At 66.6% G+C, this 16,098-nt stretch carries 14 protein-coding genes and 1 other RNA gene; 12 read left to right on the top strand and 3 right to left on the bottom strand.

Features of this window, described 5'->3' with window-relative positions; all coding sequences use genetic code 11:
* Positions 1-28: 28 nt before the first annotated feature.
* The 9 genes from ffs to HV793_RS29070 all read left to right on the top strand — a co-directional run bounded on the left by ffs (position 29) and on the right by HV793_RS29070 (position 8,019).
* An RNA gene (ffs, locus tag HV793_RS29110) (signal recognition particle sRNA small type) lies at positions 29-126 on the top strand.
* 213 nt (positions 127-339) lie between these two features.
* Positions 340-2,499 carry a DNA polymerase III subunit gamma/tau gene (locus HV793_RS29105; protein ID WP_175214346.1) on the top strand — a complete coding sequence of 720 codons (2,160 nt, stop codon included), beginning with the start codon at positions 340-342 and terminating at the stop codon, positions 2,497-2,499.
* A gap of 45 nt (positions 2,500-2,544) precedes the next feature.
* Positions 2,545-2,871, top strand: a complete 327-nt coding sequence (locus HV793_RS29100; RefSeq protein WP_042794716.1) for a YbaB/EbfC family nucleoid-associated protein — start codon at positions 2,545-2,547, stop codon at positions 2,869-2,871.
* A 19-nt stretch (positions 2,872-2,890) separates the two neighbouring features.
* Positions 2,891-3,499: a recombination mediator RecR gene (recR, locus tag HV793_RS29095; protein ID WP_054451387.1), complete on the top strand. Its 609-nt coding sequence runs from the start codon at positions 2,891-2,893 to the stop codon at positions 3,497-3,499.
* A gap of 68 nt (positions 3,500-3,567) precedes the next feature.
* Positions 3,568-4,827, top strand: coding sequence for a CaiB/BaiF CoA transferase family protein (locus tag HV793_RS29090; RefSeq protein ID WP_054451385.1), 1,260 nt, complete (start codon positions 3,568-3,570; stop codon positions 4,825-4,827).
* 11 nt (positions 4,828-4,838) lie between these two features.
* Positions 4,839-5,879, top strand: a complete 1,041-nt coding sequence (locus HV793_RS29085; RefSeq protein ID WP_054451384.1) for an ABC transporter substrate-binding protein — start codon at positions 4,839-4,841, stop codon at positions 5,877-5,879.
* Positions 5,872-6,681: an ABC transporter ATP-binding protein gene (locus HV793_RS29080; protein WP_054451383.1), complete on the top strand. Its 810-nt coding sequence runs from the start codon at positions 5,872-5,874 to the stop codon at positions 6,679-6,681. The genes HV793_RS29085 and HV793_RS29080 overlap by 8 nt, the downstream gene beginning before the upstream one ends.
* A 3-nt stretch (positions 6,682-6,684) precedes the next feature.
* Positions 6,685-7,479 carry an ABC transporter permease gene (locus HV793_RS29075; RefSeq protein ID WP_054451381.1) on the top strand — a complete coding sequence of 265 codons (795 nt, stop codon included), beginning with the start codon at positions 6,685-6,687 and terminating at the stop codon, positions 7,477-7,479.
* Between the two features lie 12 nt (positions 7,480-7,491).
* On the top strand, positions 7,492-8,019 hold the full coding sequence (locus HV793_RS29070; protein ID WP_175214345.1) for a carboxymuconolactone decarboxylase family protein: 528 nt from the start codon (positions 7,492-7,494) through the stop codon (positions 8,017-8,019).
* A 62-nt stretch (positions 8,020-8,081) separates the two neighbouring features.
* Here the strand turns inward: HV793_RS29070 and tal are convergent, their stop codons facing one another.
* Complete coding sequence (gene tal / locus HV793_RS29065; RefSeq protein WP_175214344.1) at positions 8,082-9,035, bottom strand: transaldolase; 954 nt, start codon at positions 9,033-9,035, stop codon at positions 8,082-8,084.
* 219 nt (positions 9,036-9,254) lie between these two features.
* Here tal and carA point away from each other — a divergent pair, with 219 nt between their 5' ends.
* The 3 genes from carA to HV793_RS29050 all read left to right on the top strand — a co-directional run bounded on the left by carA (position 9,255) and on the right by HV793_RS29050 (position 14,513).
* Positions 9,255-10,409: a glutamine-hydrolyzing carbamoyl-phosphate synthase small subunit gene (gene carA / locus HV793_RS29060; RefSeq protein WP_059380170.1), complete on the top strand. Its 1,155-nt coding sequence runs from the start codon at positions 9,255-9,257 to the stop codon at positions 10,407-10,409.
* 10 nt (positions 10,410-10,419) lie between these two features.
* Positions 10,420-13,659, top strand: coding sequence for a carbamoyl-phosphate synthase large subunit (gene carB / locus HV793_RS29055; protein ID WP_054451376.1), 3,240 nt, complete (start codon positions 10,420-10,422; stop codon positions 13,657-13,659).
* Between the two features lie 89 nt (positions 13,660-13,748).
* On the top strand, positions 13,749-14,513 hold the full coding sequence (locus tag HV793_RS29050; RefSeq protein ID WP_054451375.1) for an SDR family oxidoreductase: 765 nt from the start codon (positions 13,749-13,751) through the stop codon (positions 14,511-14,513).
* A gap of 4 nt (positions 14,514-14,517) precedes the next feature.
* On the opposite strand, the gene HV793_RS29045 is transcribed toward HV793_RS29050, so the two are convergent.
* Together HV793_RS29045 and HV793_RS29040 are read right to left on the bottom strand one after the other, a co-directional pair.
* On the bottom strand, positions 14,518-15,162 hold the full coding sequence (locus HV793_RS29045; protein ID WP_013395601.1) for a histidine phosphatase family protein: 645 nt from the start codon (positions 15,160-15,162) through the stop codon (positions 14,518-14,520).
* Positions 15,163-15,180: 18 nt separating this feature from the next.
* Positions 15,181-16,089, bottom strand: a complete 909-nt coding sequence (locus tag HV793_RS29040) for a LysR family transcriptional regulator (RefSeq protein ID WP_175214343.1) — start codon at positions 16,087-16,089, stop codon at positions 15,181-15,183.
* Positions 16,090-16,098: the final 9 nt, after the last annotated feature.

Genomic DNA, 16,098 nt, shown 5'->3' with positions numbered 1-16,098 from the left:
GAAGCGCAGCTCTGCTAGAATCTCGGCTGGCGGGCCCCTCCGCATGGTTCGGCGGTGAACCTGGTCAGGTCGGGAACGAAGCAGCCATAGTCGTTTAGGGTCAGTGCCGGAGTAAGGCTCGCCAACCGGATTCTTCAAAGCAGCGCGTCATGACTATCCATGATGTCGCCGCTTTCAAGGGGGACGGGGTTATTTTCCAAGGATACGTTCCACGGGAATAAGCCCGTCCCCTTTGCGTTTCAGGCCGCGCTGAGCATGGATGCCATGCTCAGCGCCGAACCCCGGCAGCTGGACCGGCCATTTCGGGCCAGCTTGCGAAACAGGCTCTACAATCCACCCATGACTTATCTGGTACTGGCCCGCAAGTGGCGGCCGAGATCGTTCGATACCCTCGTGGGACAGGATCACGTGGTGCGCGCGCTGACGCATGCGCTCGACACCCAACGCCTGCATCACGCCTGGCTGTTCACGGGAACCCGCGGCGTCGGCAAGACCACGCTCTCGCGCATCCTGGCGAAGTCCCTCAACTGCGAAACAGGCATCACGTCCAAGCCTTGCGGCGTCTGTCGCGCCTGCACGGAGATCGATGCCGGGCGTTTCGTCGACTACCTCGAGCTGGACGCGGCCTCGAACCGCGGCGTCGAGGAAATGACGCAGTTGCTGGAGCAGGCGGTGTACGCGCCGGGAGCAGGGCGCTTCAAGGTCTACATGATCGACGAAGTCCACATGCTGACCGGGCATGCGTTCAACGCCATGCTCAAGACACTGGAAGAGCCGCCGCCGCACGTCAAATTCATCCTCGCGACCACCGACCCGCAGAAGATTCCGGTGACGGTGCTGTCGCGCTGCCTGCAGTTCAACCTGAAGCAGATGCCGGCCGATTCCATCGTCGGCCATCTGCAGGCCGTGCTCGGCCAGGAAGCGGTGGGCTTCGACGTGCCGGCCTTGCGGCTGATCGGGCAGGCGGCCGCGGGGTCCATGCGCGACGCGCTGTCGCTGACCGACCAGGCCATTGCCTATAGCGCCGGCAACCTGACCGAGGACGCCGTGCGCGGCATGCTCGGCACCATCGACCAGCGGCATCTGGTGCGTCTGCTGGATGCGCTGTCCGCTGGCGACGCCAAGGGCGTGCTGGCGGTGGCGGATGAACTGGCCATCCGCGGCCTGTCCTATGCTGGCGCCTTGGCCGACCTGGCCGTGCTGCTGTCGCGCGTCGCCATCGAGCAGCGCGTGCGCGGCGTGACCCCCGCCGAGGATCCGCTGGCCGGCGACATTGCCCGGCTGGCGCTGGCTCTGCACCCGGACGCGGTGCAGCTGTTCTATTCCGTGGCGGTGCACAGCCGCAGCGAACTGACCCTGGCGCCCGACGAGTACGCGGGCTTCATCATGGCCTGCCTGCGCATGCTGGCGCTCAATGGCGACGCCGGCCCGCAGACCGCGCTCGAAGCGCCCGCCGCGCCGGCCCGTCAGACTGCCGATGCGGCCGCAGCGCCGGCGGCAGTTGCCGCGCCTGCGCCCGCCGCGGCGCAGCCCCAGCCCGCGCCGGCAGCCGTTCAGCCCGCAGCCGCACCAGCGGTTGCGGAGCCTGCACCGGTCGCCGCGATTCCGGCGCCGCCCGTGGCCGCGCAGGCTCCTGCTCCGGCTGAGTCCGCGGCTCCCGCAGCCATCGCGCAGAAGGCTGAACCGGCGCCTGCCGCGGCGGAACCCGAACCGGCCGCGTTGGAACAAACTTCGCAAGCCACCCAGCCCGGCAGCGTGCCGCCCTGGGAAGAACTGCCTGCCGATGCGCCGGCCATGTCCGAATCCGAAGCTGGCAAGACCGCTGGTTCGGCCGCGCTGGCGGTCACGCCCGCGACCGCCGCAGCCATCGCGCCCGCGCCCCAAGCCGACGACGGCGAAGGCCCGCCCGCCTGGGTCGACGAAGAAATCCCGTTCGAAGCCGAAGGCGGCTTTGCGCCGGACAACGGCTTTACGTCGGATCCCGACGACGATGATTTCGAAACCCTGGCCAGCGCGCCCTCGGCCGCGCCGCCGCCAGCGGCCCGCCGCGAAGGTCCGGCGCCCGCGCGCAAGCGGCAGTCGTCGCGCGCCCGCCTGACGGACATGACGTCGGAAACCTGGCCCGAGCTGGCTGCGCGCCTGCCGGTCACCGGCTTGGCGGCGGAACTGGCGCGCCAGAGCGCATGGGCCGGCGTGCAGGGCGATGCCGTCATCCTGCGCGTGGCCGTCAAGACGCTGGCCGAAAGCGAAAGCCGCGTCCGTCTGCAGACGGTGTTGTGCGAACATTTCGGCCAAGGCATACGGCTGGACGTCGAGGTCGGCGTGACGGGCGAGGCGACGGCGCATGCCGTGGCCCAGGCCGAACGCGCCGCCCGCCAGCAGGCCGCCGAAGAGGCGGTCGCGGTCGACCCGTTCGTACAGGCGCTCGTCGCCGATTTCGGCGGCCAGGTCGTCGCCGGCTCGATCCGCCACGTAGATTCCCCCGCCACCGCTGCCTGAAGCGGCGGCCATCTCTCATTCCCCTCGTTCAAGGAAGCATCGATCATGATGAAAGGACAACTGGCCGGCCTGATGCGCCAGGCGCAGCAAATGCAGGAAAACATGAAGAAGGCGCAGGACGCGCTGGCCGAGATCCAGGTCGAAGGCGCCTCCGGCGGCGGCCTGGTCAAGGTCACCATGACCTGCCGCCACGACGTCAAGCGCGTGGCCATCGATCCGTCGCTGCTGGGCGACGACAAGGACATGCTGGAAGACCTGGTCGCCGCCGCGTTCAACGACGCGCTGCGCAAGGCCGAAGCCACCTCGCAGGAAAAGATGGCCTCGGTCACCGCCGGTATGCCGCTGCCCCCGGGCATGAAGCTGCCGTTCTGAACGCAGCCCCAAGGCCGCAATGGACCCGCTACTGCCTGAACCCGAGCCGCTCGTCTCGCTGATCGAGGCGCTGCGGCGCCTGCCCGGCGTGGGCGTGCGTTCTGCCCGGCGCATGGCCTATCACCTGCTGCAGCATGACCCGCAAGGCGCGGACATGCTGGGGCAGGCGTTGGCGGGCGCGGTGCGGGACCTGAAGCATTGCGCCCGCTGCAACAGTTTCTCGGAAGAGGAAGTCTGCGGCACCTGCATCAATCCCAAGCGCGACCCCTCGCTGCTGTGCATCGTCGAGACGCCGGCCGATCAGAACATGATCGAGTCCAGCCACGGCTATCGCGGCCTGTATTACGTGCTGATGGGCCGCGTCGCGCCGCTCGAAGGGATCGGTCCGCGCGAGCTGGATTTCGAGCGGGTGATCAAGCGCGCGACCGACGGTGTGGTGCAGGAGGTCATCCTGGCCACCAACTTCACCGCCGAAGGCGAAACCACCGCCCACTTCCTGGGCGAAGCGCTGGGCGAGCGCGGCCTGCGGGTCACGCGGCTGGCGCGCGGCGTGCCTGCCGGCAGCGAGCTGGAATACGTCGACGCCGGGACCATCGCCTGGGCCCTGATGGAGCGCAAGACCACCTGATTCCGCAGTACCAGAACGCCTTGCCGGCAACGTATCGGCAACGGCAAAAACCGTGAGGAAGACAAGCCATGTCAGCGCTGACCGGACTGAAGGTCCTGGAACTCGGCACGCTCATTGCCGGCCCGTTCGCCGCGCGCATCTTCGGCGAATTCGGCGCCGATGTCATCAAGGTGGAAACGCCCCACGGGCCTGACGGCACGGGCGGCGGCGACCCCATCCGCAGCTGGCGCCATCTGCACGAGGGCAATTCCCTTTGGTGGACGGTGCAGGCCCGCAACAAGCAATCCATCGCACTCAACCTGAAAGATCCACGCGCGCGGGAGATCGCCCGCAAGCTGGCGCTGGACGCCGATGTGGTGGTCGAGAACTACCGGCCGGGCGTGCTGGAGAAGTGGGGGCTGGGCTACGAACAGCTGCGCGCCATCAACCCCGCGCTCATCATGGTGCGCCTGTCCGGCTATGGGCAGACCGGGCCCATGAAGGACCAGCCGGGCTTTGGCGCCATCGGCGAATCCATGGGCGGGCTGCGCTACGTGTCGGGCCATCCCGACCGGCCGCCCCTGCGCGTGGGCATCTCCATCGGAGATTCCATCGCCGCCTTGCACGGCGTGATCGGCGCGATGATGGCGCTGCGGCACCGCGACGCCACCGGCGGGCGCTGGAACGGCAAGCAGGGCGCGGAGTGCCAGGCGGGGCAGGGCCAGATGGTGGACGTAGCGCTGTACGAGGCCGTGTTCAACATGATGGAAAGCCTGGTGCCAGAGTACGACGTGGCCGGCGTGGTGCGCGAGCGTACTGGCGGCGCGCTGCCCGGCATCGTGCCTTCGAATACCTACACCACCCGCGATGGCCAGAACATCGTCATCGCCGGCAACGGCGACGCGATCTTCCACCGGCTGATGCGCGCCATCGGCCGTGACGATCTGGCCACGGATCCGGGGCTGGTGCGCAACGACGGCCGCGCCAAGCGCGTGGACGAGATCGACGGCGCCATCCAGCAGTGGTGCGGCGCGCGCGGCATCGAAGAGGCGCTGGGCGCGCTGAAGGGCGCCGACGTGCCGGTGGGCAAGATCTACAGCGTGGCCGACATGTTCAGCGATCCGCAGTTCCTGGCGCGCCGCATGATAGAGCAGCACCGCTTCCCTGACGGCACGCCGGTCAAGCTGCCGGCCGTCGTGCCCAAGCTGTCGGAGACGCCCGGCGAGACGCGCTGGGTGGGGCCCGTATTAGGGGAACATACCGAGGAAGTCCTGAAATCGCTGGGGTATGATTCAGCGGCTATAGAAGAGCTGGCAAAGACCGGCGCTATCGGTCTGCCCGACAACTAGGAGACAAGCACATGTCAGTCACTCGCCGTGATCTGCTCAAGATGGCCGGCGCCGCCGGCGTCATGGGCATGGCGCCCGCCATCGTGCGCGCGCAGAAGCTGGAGAAGACCAAGGTCCAGATCGCAGTCGGCGGCAAGCCGCTGATCTACTATCTCCCCCTGTCCATCGCGGAAGCCCGCGGCTACTTCAAGGACGAAGGGCTGGACGTCAGCATCGCCGACTTCGCGGGTGGCTCCAAGGCCTTGCAGGCCGTGGTGGGAGGCAGCGCCGACATCGTGTCGGGCGCGTTCGAACACACTTTGTCCATGCAATCCAAGGGCCAGGCCTACCGCGCCTTCGTGCTGCAGGGCCGCGCGCCGATGATAGGCGTGGGCGTGTCCAAGAAGAACCTGCCCAACTACAAGAGCGCCGCCGACCTGAAGGGCAAGAAGATCGGCGTGACCGCGCCGGGCTCGTCCACCAACATGGTGGTCAGCTTCTTCCTCGCCAAGCACGGCCTGAAGGCCTCGGATGTGTCCATCATCGGCGTGGGCGCCGGCGCCGGCGCAGTGACCGCGCTGCGCAGCGGCCAGATCGACGCCATCTCCAACACCGACCCCGTGGTGTCGATGCTGGAAATGCCGGGCGACATCCAGATCATCGTCGATACGCGCACGCTCAAGGACACCAAGGAAATCTTCGGCGGCAACATGCCGGCGGGCTGCCTGTACGCCCCGCAGGCCTTCCTTGACGCCAATCCCAACACCACCCAGGCCCTGGCCAACGCGCTGGTGCGCGCCGACAAGTGGATCCAGAAGGCCGGCGCCGACGAAATCGCCAAGGTCGTGCCGGAAACCTATCTGCTGGGCGATCCGGCCGTCTACAAGGCCGCCATCGCCAAGAGCCTGGAAGGCCTGTCGCCGGACGGCCTGATCCCCGAGGATGGCGCCGCCACTGCGCTCAAGGCGCTGGCTGCCTACCAGGCGGATTTCGACGGCTCCAAGATCGACCCGTCCAAGGTCTGGACCAACGACTACGCGCGCCGCGCCAACGAGAAGTACCCCAATGGCTGAAGCCGCGCTGTCGCTGGAAAACATCAGCTGCACCTTTGTCTCCCGCGACGACCGCTCGCAGCGCTACACCGCCGTCAGCGACACGACCCTGGCCATCGCGCCAGGGGAGTTCGTGTCGGTGGTGGGTCCGACCGGATGCGGCAAGTCCACCCTGCTCAACGTCAGCGCCGGCTTGCTGGCGCCATCCTCGGGCAGCGTGAAGGTGTTCGGGCAGCCTCTGTCCGGCATCAATGAGCGGGCCGGCTACATGTTCCAGGGCGAGGCCCTGCTGCCCTGGCGCAGCGCGCTGGACAACGTGGTGGCGGGCCTGGACTTTGCCGGCGTGCCTCGGCAACAGGCGCTGGAGCGCGGCCGCGAATGGATGCGCCGCGTGGGCCTGGGCGGCTTCGAGGGCCGTTATCCGCATCAGATGTCGGGCGGCATGCGCAAGCGCACGATGCTGGCGCAGACGTTGATCCGCGATCCCGACATCATCCTGATGGACGAGCCGTTCTCGGCGCTGGACATCCAGACGCGCCAGCTCATGGAGAACGAGGTCCTGGACCTGTGGATGGCCAAGCGCAAGGCCGTGCTCTTCATCACGCACGACCTGGACGAGGCCATCGCCATGAGCGATCGCGTGGTGGTGCTGTCGGCAGGGCCCGGCACGCACCCCATCGGCGAATTCGCCATCGACCTGCCGCGTCCGCGCGACGTGGCCGAAGTGCGCACGCATCCGCGCTTCGTGGAGCTGCACTCCGCCATCTGGGGCGTGCTGCGCGAAGAAGTTCTTAAGGGCTACGCCCAACAGAAGCGAGCCTAGGCCATGTCCAAGCTGATCAAACCCGGTTCGGCCAGCCTGCGCTTCTGGCAGTTGCTGCTGCTCGTCATCATTCTTCTCGTTTGGCATTTCGCGTCGCGCGATCCCAAGGTGGCCTTCTTTTTCGGCGAACCGCTGAAAGTGTGGGGCCGCATCTGGGCCTGGTTCGTGACCAACGCGGACATCTATACCCACCTGGGCGTGACGCTGACCGAAACCGTGCTGGCGTTTTTCATCGGCACCATCGCCGGCCTGGCCTTTGGCCTGTGGCTGGGTCTGTCGCCCGGCGCAAGCGCGATCCTCGATCCCTACATCAAGGCCGCCAACTCGATGCCGCGCGTCATCCTGGCGCCCATCTTCGGCATGTGGTTCGGCCTGGGCATCTGGTCCAAGGTGGCGCTGGCCGTGACGCTGGTGTTCTTCATCGTGTTCTTCAATGTCTACCAGGGCGTGCGCGAAGTCAGCCCCACCTTGCTGGACAACGCCAGGATGCTGGGCGCGCGCCGCCGCCAGCTGTTGCGGCACGTGTACCTGCCGTCTGCCACCAGCTGGGTGTTTTCCAGCCTGCATACCTCAGTGGGCCTGGCCTTCGTGGGCGCGGTGGTGGGCGAGTATCTGGGCTCGGCCAGCGGCGTGGGCTATCTGATCCTGCAGGCCGAAGGCACCTTCGACGTCAACACCGTGTTCGCGGGCATCATCGTGCTCACGGCTTTTGCGCTGGTGCTGGACGCCATCGTCGGCATGGGCGAAAAGCGGCTGATGAAATGGCAGCCCAGGTCCGGCGAAACCGAAAAGATCTGACCGGAGTTTCCCATGGCCCGTCTACCCTACGCCGACCTGACCCATCCCGAAGCCAAGCCTCTGGTCGACCGCATCGTCGCCGAACGCGGCAGCGTCCTGCACCTGTACCAGATGCTGCTGCACAGCCCCGCGGTGGCCGGCGGCTGGCTCAATTACCTGACCTCGATCCGCCAGCTCAGCACCTTGCCTGGCGATCTGCGCGAGCTGGTCATCATGCGCGTGGCGGCCATCAACGGCGCGCCCTACGAGGCCGACCAGCATGCGCCGATCGCGCTGAAGGAAGGCGTTTCGCAAGTGCAGCTGGACGCGCTCAATGATTGGGAAGCGTCAGATCTGTTCGATGAACGCGAAAGGGCGGTGCTGGCCTACACCGACGCCATGACGCGACAGGTGCAGGTGCCGGAACCGGTGTTCCAGGCGGCGAAGGCGGCGATGGGCTCCGAAAAGCTCATCGTGGAGCTGACCGCGACGGTGGCGGCCTACAACATGGTGTCGCGCTTCCTGGAAGCGCTGCAGGTGCATTCACACGATCACCGCTGACGCATGCGCGCGGCCGCGAGGGCCGCGCGCATGCTTGCGGATGTGGCAGAGGAAAGTCGCGCTCAGGCGCGCTGCGCCTCGATCAACGCATCCAGCTTGACCGCGTCCGCCACGAACAGGCGGATGCCTTCCGACAGCTTTTCGCTGGCCATCGCATCATCGTTGAGCAGGGTGCGGAAGGTGACCTCGTCCGCGCCGATGCGGGCGATGTTGGCGGGCACGTCGTCGGCGCGCAATTGCGCGGGCGCGTCGCCCTCGGTGCCGGCCAGCTTGGTCAGCAGCTCGGGACTGATGGTCAGCAGGTCGCAGCCCGACAGCGCCAGGATCTGGCCCACGTTGCGGAAGCTCGCACCCATGATTTCCGTGGGGATGTCGAAGTGCTTGTAGTACTGGTAGATCCGCGTGACGGACAGCACGCCGGGATCGCGCGCCCCGGCATTGTCGGCCTCGACCCAGTTGGCGCCGGCGGACTTCTTGTGCCAGTCGTAGATGCGGCCGACGAAGGGCGAGATCAGCTGCACGCGGGCATCGGCGCAGGCCACGGCCTGCGGCAGCGAGAACAGCAGGGTCAGGTTGCAGCGCACGCCTTCCGATTGCAGGGCGCGGGCCGCCTGGATGCCTTCCCAGGTCGAGGCGATCTTGATCAGCACGCGCTCGCGCGGCACGCCAGCGGCTTCGTACAGGGCGATCAGGCTGCGGGCGCGTTCGATGGTGGCGCGGGTGTCGAAGGACAGGCGGGCGTCGACTTCAGTCGACACGCGGCCGGGCACGATGTCCAGGATGGCGCGGCCAAAGGCCACCAGCAGGCGATCCGTGAGTTCGGCAGTGGGCGCGCCGCGGTGTTCGCGCGCGGTCTTTTCCAGCAGGGGACGGTAGGCGTCCTGCTGGACGGCCTTAAGAATTAGGGACGGGTTTGTGGTGGCGTCGGTGGGACGCAACGCCTTCATCGCTTCGAAATCCCCCGTGTCGGCGACGACGGTGGTGTGGTTGCGCAGGGCGTCAAGTTGGCTGGGCATGGACGGTACGGCTCGCTGCAGGCTAGGGTTGAAGGTGTCCTAGCGTATCACCGAGGCCGCAGGCGCGCTGCCGGCCGGACGGCGGAGGGGGACGGCGGGACGCGGAAAAACAGGCCAAAACCCCGTTTCCGGCCTTATTTGGCGCGGTTCCCCGAGAAAAACGGCCGCTCAAGGTATAATCCGAAGGTTTGATTATCGATTCTAAAACCGGGGTTTACTGTGCTGCCGCAACTCTTTCCCGAGGGGATCAACCGCTTCCCTCCTGCAATTCTGGCTCTGGCGGACGGTACCATTTTTCGAGGCGTGTCGATCGGTGCGCCTGGGCATACCGTTGCCGAAGTGGTGTTCAACACCGCGATGACCGGGTACCAGGAAATTCTCACCGATCCCAGCTATAGCGGCCAGATCGTCACGCTGACCTATCCGCACATCGGCAATACCGGCGTCAACGCCGAAGACGTGGAAGCCAAGCGCGTCTTTGCCGCCGGCCTGGTGGTCCGCGACTGTCCCGCCCGCGTGTCGAACTTCCGTTCCACGCAATCGTTGCCTGAGTACCTCTCCGAGCAAGGCGTCGTCGCCATTTCCGGCATCGACACCCGCAAGCTCACCCGCATCCTGCGTGAAAAGGGCGCCCAGGGCGCCTGCATCTTCGTCGGCACCGACGCCGAGCGCGCCGTCGAGCTGGCCCGCGGTTTTGCCGGCATGGCCGGCCAGGACCTGGCCAAGGTGGTGTCGCTCAAGGATCGCGCCGAATGGACCGAAGGCACCTGGCAACTGGGCGAGGGCTTCTCCAAGCCCGACCAGTCCAAGTTCCACGTCGTGGCCTACGACTTCGGCATCAAGACCAACATCCTGCGCCTGCTGGCCGACCGCGGCTGCCGCCTGACGGTGGTGCCGGCCCAGACCAGCGCCGAGGAAGTCTTGAAGCTCAATCCCGACGGCGTGTTCCTGTCCAACGGCCCTGGCGACCCCGAGCCCTGCGACTACGCGATCGAAGCCACGCGCGCCTTCCTGGACAAGAAGCTGCCGGTGTTCGGCATCTGCCTGGGCCACCAGATCATGGGCCTGGCGCTGGGCGGCAAGACGCTCAAGATGAAGACCGGCCACCACGGCGCCAACCACCCCGTGCAGGACCTCCAGTCCAAGCGCGTGTTCATCACCAGCCAGAACCACGGTTTCGCTGTCGACGCGGCAAGCCTGCCGGCCAACGCGCGCGTGACGCACGTCTCGCTGTTCGACGGCACGCTGCAGGGATTCGAGCTCACCGACCGCCCGGCCTTCTGCTTCCAGGGTCACCCCGAAGCCAGCCCGGGTCCGCACGACATCCTTGAACTGTTCGACAAGTTCATCGCCCTGATGTCCGGCCAAAAGTAAAGATTGCATCATGCCCAAGCGTACAGACCTAAAAAGCATACTCATCATCGGCGCCGGCCCCATCATCATCGGGCAGGCCTGCGAATTCGACTATTCCGGCGCACAGGCGTGCAAGGCGCTCAAGGCAGAGGGCTACCGCACCATCCTGGTGAACAGCAACCCGGCCACGATCATGACGGACCCGGAAACGGCCGACGTCACCTACATCGAGCCCATCACCTGGCAAGCCGTCGAAAAGATCATCGAGCGTGAAAAGCCCGATGCGTTGCTGCCCACCATGGGCGGCCAGACCGCGCTGAACTGCGCCCTGGACCTGGCCCACCACGGCGTGCTGAAGAAGCACAACGTCGAACTGATCGGCGCCAACGAGCACGCCATCGAAAAGGCCGAAGACCGCCAGAAGTTCAAGCAGGCCATGACCGACATCGGCCTGGAATCGGCCAAGTCGGGCGTCGCCCACAGCATGGACGAAGCCTGGGAAGTGCAGCGCCGCATCGCGGCCGAAGTCGGCACCTCCGGTTTCCCCGCCGTGATCCGCCCCAGCTTCACCATGGGCGGTTCGGGCGGCGGCATCGCCTACAACGCCGAAGAATTCGAAACCATCTGCCGCCGCGGCCTGGAAGCTTCGCCCACCAGCGAACTGCTGATCGAAGAGTCGCTGCTGGGCTGGAAGGAATTCGAGATGGAAGTGGTCCGCGACAAGGCGGACAACTGCATCATCGTCTGCTCCATCGAAAACCTGGACCCGATGGGCGTGCACACGGGCGACTCCATCACCGTGGCGCCGGCTCAGACGCTGACCGACAAGGAATACCAGATCATGCGTAACGCATCGATCGCGGTGTTGCGCGAGATCGGCGTGGATACGGGCGGCTCGAACGTGCAGTTCGCCGTCAATCCCAAGAACGGCCGCATGATCGTCATCGAGATGAACCCGCGCGTGTCGCGTTCGTCGGCGCTGGCGTCCAAGGCTACCGGCTTCCCCATCGCCAAGGTCGCCGCGCGCCTGGCCGTGGGCTACACGCTGGACGAGCTCAAGAACGAAATCACCGGCGGCGCCACGCCCGCCTCGTTCGAGCCCTCGATCGACTACGTGGTCACCAAGGTGCCGCGTTTCGCCTTCGAAAAATTCCCCACCGCCGACGCGCGCCTGACCACCCAGATGAAGTCCGTGGGTGAAGTCATGGCCATTGGCCGCACCTTCCAGGAATCCTTCCAGAAGGCGCTGCGCGGCCTGGAAGTGGGCGTGGACGGCCTGAACCAGAAGACCACCGACCGCGAAAAGCTGCAGGTCGAACTGGGCGAACCTGGTCCGGAACGCATCTGGTACGTGGGCGATGCCTTCGCGCAGGGTTTCACGCTGGACGAAGTGCACAACATCACGCACATCGATCCGTGGTTCCTGTCGCAGATCAAGGAAATCGTCGACATCGAGCTGGCGCTGGAACAGAAGACGCTGGCTGACCTGGACTACGCCACGCTGTGGGAACTCAAGCGCCGCGGTTTCTCCGACCGCCGCCTGGCCTTCCTGCTGGATTCCTCGGAATCCGAAGTGCGCAAGCTGCGCCACCAGCTGAACGTGCGTCCGGTCTACAAGCGCGTCGACACCTGCGCCGCCGAATTCGCCACCCGCACGGCCTACATGTACTCGACCTACGAGGAAGAGTGCGAAGCCGCGCCCACCGACCGCAAGAAGATCGTGGTGCTGGGCGGCGGTCCGAACCGCATCGGCCAGGGCATTGAATTCGATTATTGCTGCGTGCACGCCGCGCTGGCGCTGCGCGATGACGGGTACGAGACCATCATGGTCAACTGCAACCCGGAAACCGTGTCCACCGACTACGACACCTCGGATCGCCTGTACTTCGAGCCGCTGACGCTCGAAGACGTGCTCGAGATCGTCCACAAGGAAAACCCGGTCGGCATGATCGTCCAGTACGGCGGCCAGACCCCGCTGAAGCTGGCGCGCGCCCTGGAAGCCAACGGCGTGCCCATCATCGGCACCAGCCCTGAATCCATCGACGTGGCCGAAGACCGCGAGCGCTTCCAGAAGCTGCTCAACAAGCTCGGCCTGCGCCAGCCGCCCAACCGCACTGCGCGCACCGAAGGCGAGGCCCTGGCCCACGCCGCCGAAATCGGCTATCCCCTGGTCGTGCGTCCCAGCTATGTGCTGGGCGGCCGCGCCATGGAAATCGTGCACGAGCAGCAGGACCTCGAGCGCTACATGCGCGAGGCCGTGAAGGTCAGCAATGACTCGCCGGTGCTGCTGGACCGCTTCCTGAACAACGCCACCGAAGTGGACGTGGACTGCCTGGCCGACGGCGAAACCGTCTTCATCGGCGGCGTCATGGAACACATCGAGCAGGCCGGCGTGCACTCGGGCGACTCGGCTTGCAGCCTGCCCCCGTACTCGCTGTCGGCGGAAGTCATCGCCGAGATCAAGCGCCAGACCACGATGATGGCCAAGGCATTGAACGTCAGCGGCCTGATGAACGTGCAGTTCGCGATCCAGGGCGGCGACGTCTACGTGCTGGAAGTGAACCCGCGCGCTTCGCGCACGGTGCCCTACGTTTCCAAGGCCACCGGCCTGCAACTGGCCAAGATCGCCGCGCGCGCCATGGCCGGCCAGACCCTGGCTGCGCAAGGCATCACCAAGGAAGTCGTGCCGCCTTACTTCTCGGTCAAGGAAGCCGTGTTCCCGTTCGTGAAGTTCCCGGGCGTGGACACCATCCTGGGTCCGGAAATGAAGTCGACCGGCGAAGTGATGGGCGTGGGCACGAGCTTCGGCGAAGCCTTCGTCAAGTCGCAGCTGGCCGCGGGTGTGCGCCTGCCGGAATCCGGCACGGTGTTCATCAGCGTCAAGAACCAGGACAAGCCCCTGGCGGTGGAAGTGGCGCGCGGCCTGCACGCGCTCGGCTTCAAGCTGGTCGCCACGCGTGGCACGGCTGCCGAGATCGAAGCCGCCGGCATTCCGGTTCAACTGGTGAACAAGGTCACCGAAGGCCGTCCGCACATCGTCGACATGGTGAAGAACGGCGAGATCTCGCTGGTCATCAACACCGTCGAAGAGCGCCGTAACGCCATCGCTGATTCGCGCACCATCCGCACCCAGGCGCTGGCCGCCCGCGTGACCTTCTTCACGACCATCGCCGGCGCCCGCGCCGCGGTCGAAGGCATGCAATACCTGCGCCAAGGCCTGGGCCTGCAGGTGTATCCGCTGCAGGAGCTGCACGCTTCCTTGCAAGGCTAAGCCGGCAAGCGACACAATAGGGCACGCGAAAGCGTGCCCTATTTTTTTGCAACGCGATTCCGCAACGCTACGACAGGCATCAGGCACACATGGAAAGAGTCTTCATCACCGGCGCCAGCAGCGGCCTGGGACGCGCCTTGGCGCAGCAATACGCGTCTACGGGCGCCACGCTGGGCCTGCTGGGCCGGCGCGAGGACGCGCTGCGCGAACTGGCCGACAGCCTGCCCGGCGAGCACCGCTGCTATGCAGTGGACGTGCGCGACCGCCAGGCGCTGCATGCCGCGGCACAGGATTTCATTGCCTTTTGCCAGGGCCGGGTGGACGTGGTCATCGCCAGCGCCGGCATCAGCGCCGGCACCCTGACCGAGCATGGCGAGGACTACGACGTCTTCAAGGCCATCGTCGACACCAATCTGCTGGCCACCGTGGCAACCTTCGAACCCTTCATCGCGTCCATGCGCCAGGCCGGGTCGGGCAGGCTGGTGGGCATCGCCAGCGTGGCAGGGGTGCGGGGGCTGCCGGGCGCGGGCGCCTACAGCGCGTCCAAGTCGGCGGTGGTGACCTATTGCGAAAGCCTGCGGCTGGAGCTGGCCGCCGAAGGCATAGACGTGGTGACGATCGCGCCCGGCTACATCAAGACGGCGATGACGGCCCACAACCCGTATTCCATGCCTTTCCTGATGGAAGCAGACGCCTTCGCCCGCCGCGCGCGCAGCGCGATCGGGCGGGGCGCGTCCTATGTGGTGATTCCGTGGCAGATGGGCATCGTGGCCAAGCTGATGCGCTTGTTGCCCAATGCCGTCTACGACAGGCTGGCGCGCAACGCGCCGCGCAAGCCGCGCCGCGCGCGCTAAGCGTTCACGGCACCACGTCGTTGCCGACTTCGTCGGTCACGTGGCCCACGTCGCCCCAGTCCAGCACCTGCCATTTACGGCCCTGCACGCCGACGCGGTTGATGCTGACGTTCAGCAGCGAGGCGTCGCGCGGCCCGTTCAACGGCACGCCCGAGGCATGGCGCCAGATGATGTCCAGCACGCCGCCGTGCGTGAACATCAGGATGCGTTCGTCGTCGTGGCGGCTGGCGATGTCGTCCACGGTGGAAATGACGCGGGACTGGAATTGGCCCAGCGTTTCGCCGCCGTCCAGCGGGCGCAGCGGGTCGCGGCTCTTCCAGGCGGCAGCGGCTTCGGGGGCCAGCACATCGATGCGTTCATGGTCCAGGCCTTCCAGCACGCCGAAGCCGCGCTCGCGGATGCCCGGCTCCACGCGCACGCGCAGGCCCAGCTGTTCGGACACGGGCACGGCGGTGGCGTGGGCGCGCTGCAGGTCGCTGCTGTAAATGGCGTGGATGGGCGTGTGGCGAGCCTCTTCGCGCATGCGCGCGGCCAGCAGGCTGGCCTGGTTGACGCCGAATTCGTTCAGGGGGATGTCTTGCCAGCCTTGCAGGCGGCGCTGGCGGTTCCAGTCGGTTTCGCCGTGGCGGATGAACCAGATTTCAGTCATTACGGTCTTGATGCGGATTTAGAGCTGGCCGGACGCGAGGGGCGCGCGCGGTTTCCAGATGGTTTGAATGATCGAGCTTAACGCGACCAGCGCGGGCTCGCTAGCGCGCTCATAGGGCAGGATGAATCCCAGCATGGCGTCCACGCGCGCCTGGCCCCAGACGATGAAGTCGTTCGAGGCCGCGCCGGCCAGCGCGGCTTCCTCGCGCAGCAGGGCGCAGCCGGCGCCCGCGCGCACCAGCGCGTCCAGGTTGGCCTGGTCGTCATTCTGCATCACGATGCGCGGCGACAGGCCATGGCGTTCGAACATGTCGCGCAAAAGCAGGTGCGTATGGCTGCCGGCGGGGCCGTCCAGCCAGGGCAATTGCGCCACCTCGCGCCAGCCGCCGCGCTTGAGCACGGCGGCGTGCTCCTTGGGCATGGCGATGCGGTAGCGCACGCTGCGCAGGGGCTGCCAAAGCACGCCGCGCGGCGGATTCGCGGCGATGATCAGCGCCGCCGGCAGGCGGCCGGTGCTGACCTGTTCCGCCAACGCGGCGGCAGGCAGGGTCTGGGTCTTCAGCTCGACCAGCGGCAGGCGCTGGGTGACGGCCGAGGCCAGTTCGCCCAGGCGCAGGAAATCCGGCTTTTCGCTGGGCACGCCCAGCTCGACCGCGCCATGCAGGCTGCCTTGCAGCTGCTGGGCTTCGGATTTGAACTGCGCGCCCAGCACCAGCAGCGATTCGGCGGTGGGCAGCAGCACCTCGCCGGCCTTGGCCAAGGCCAGCCTGCCGCCGCTGCGGTCGAACAAGGCCACGCCCAGGCTTTGTTCCAGCGCCTTGATCTGCGCGGTCACGGCGGGTTGGGTCAGCGACAGCGCCTCGGCCGCCTTCGTCAGGTTGCCCAGCCGGGCGACGGTGACGAAGGCGCGGATCTGATAGATTTCCATGGCCCCGAG

Source organism: Achromobacter aegrifaciens, assembly GCF_902859965.1.
Taxonomy (GTDB): Bacteria; Pseudomonadota; Gammaproteobacteria; order Burkholderiales; family Burkholderiaceae_B; genus Achromobacter; species Achromobacter aegrifaciens.
This window is presented reverse-complemented; position numbering and strand designations above follow the sequence as displayed.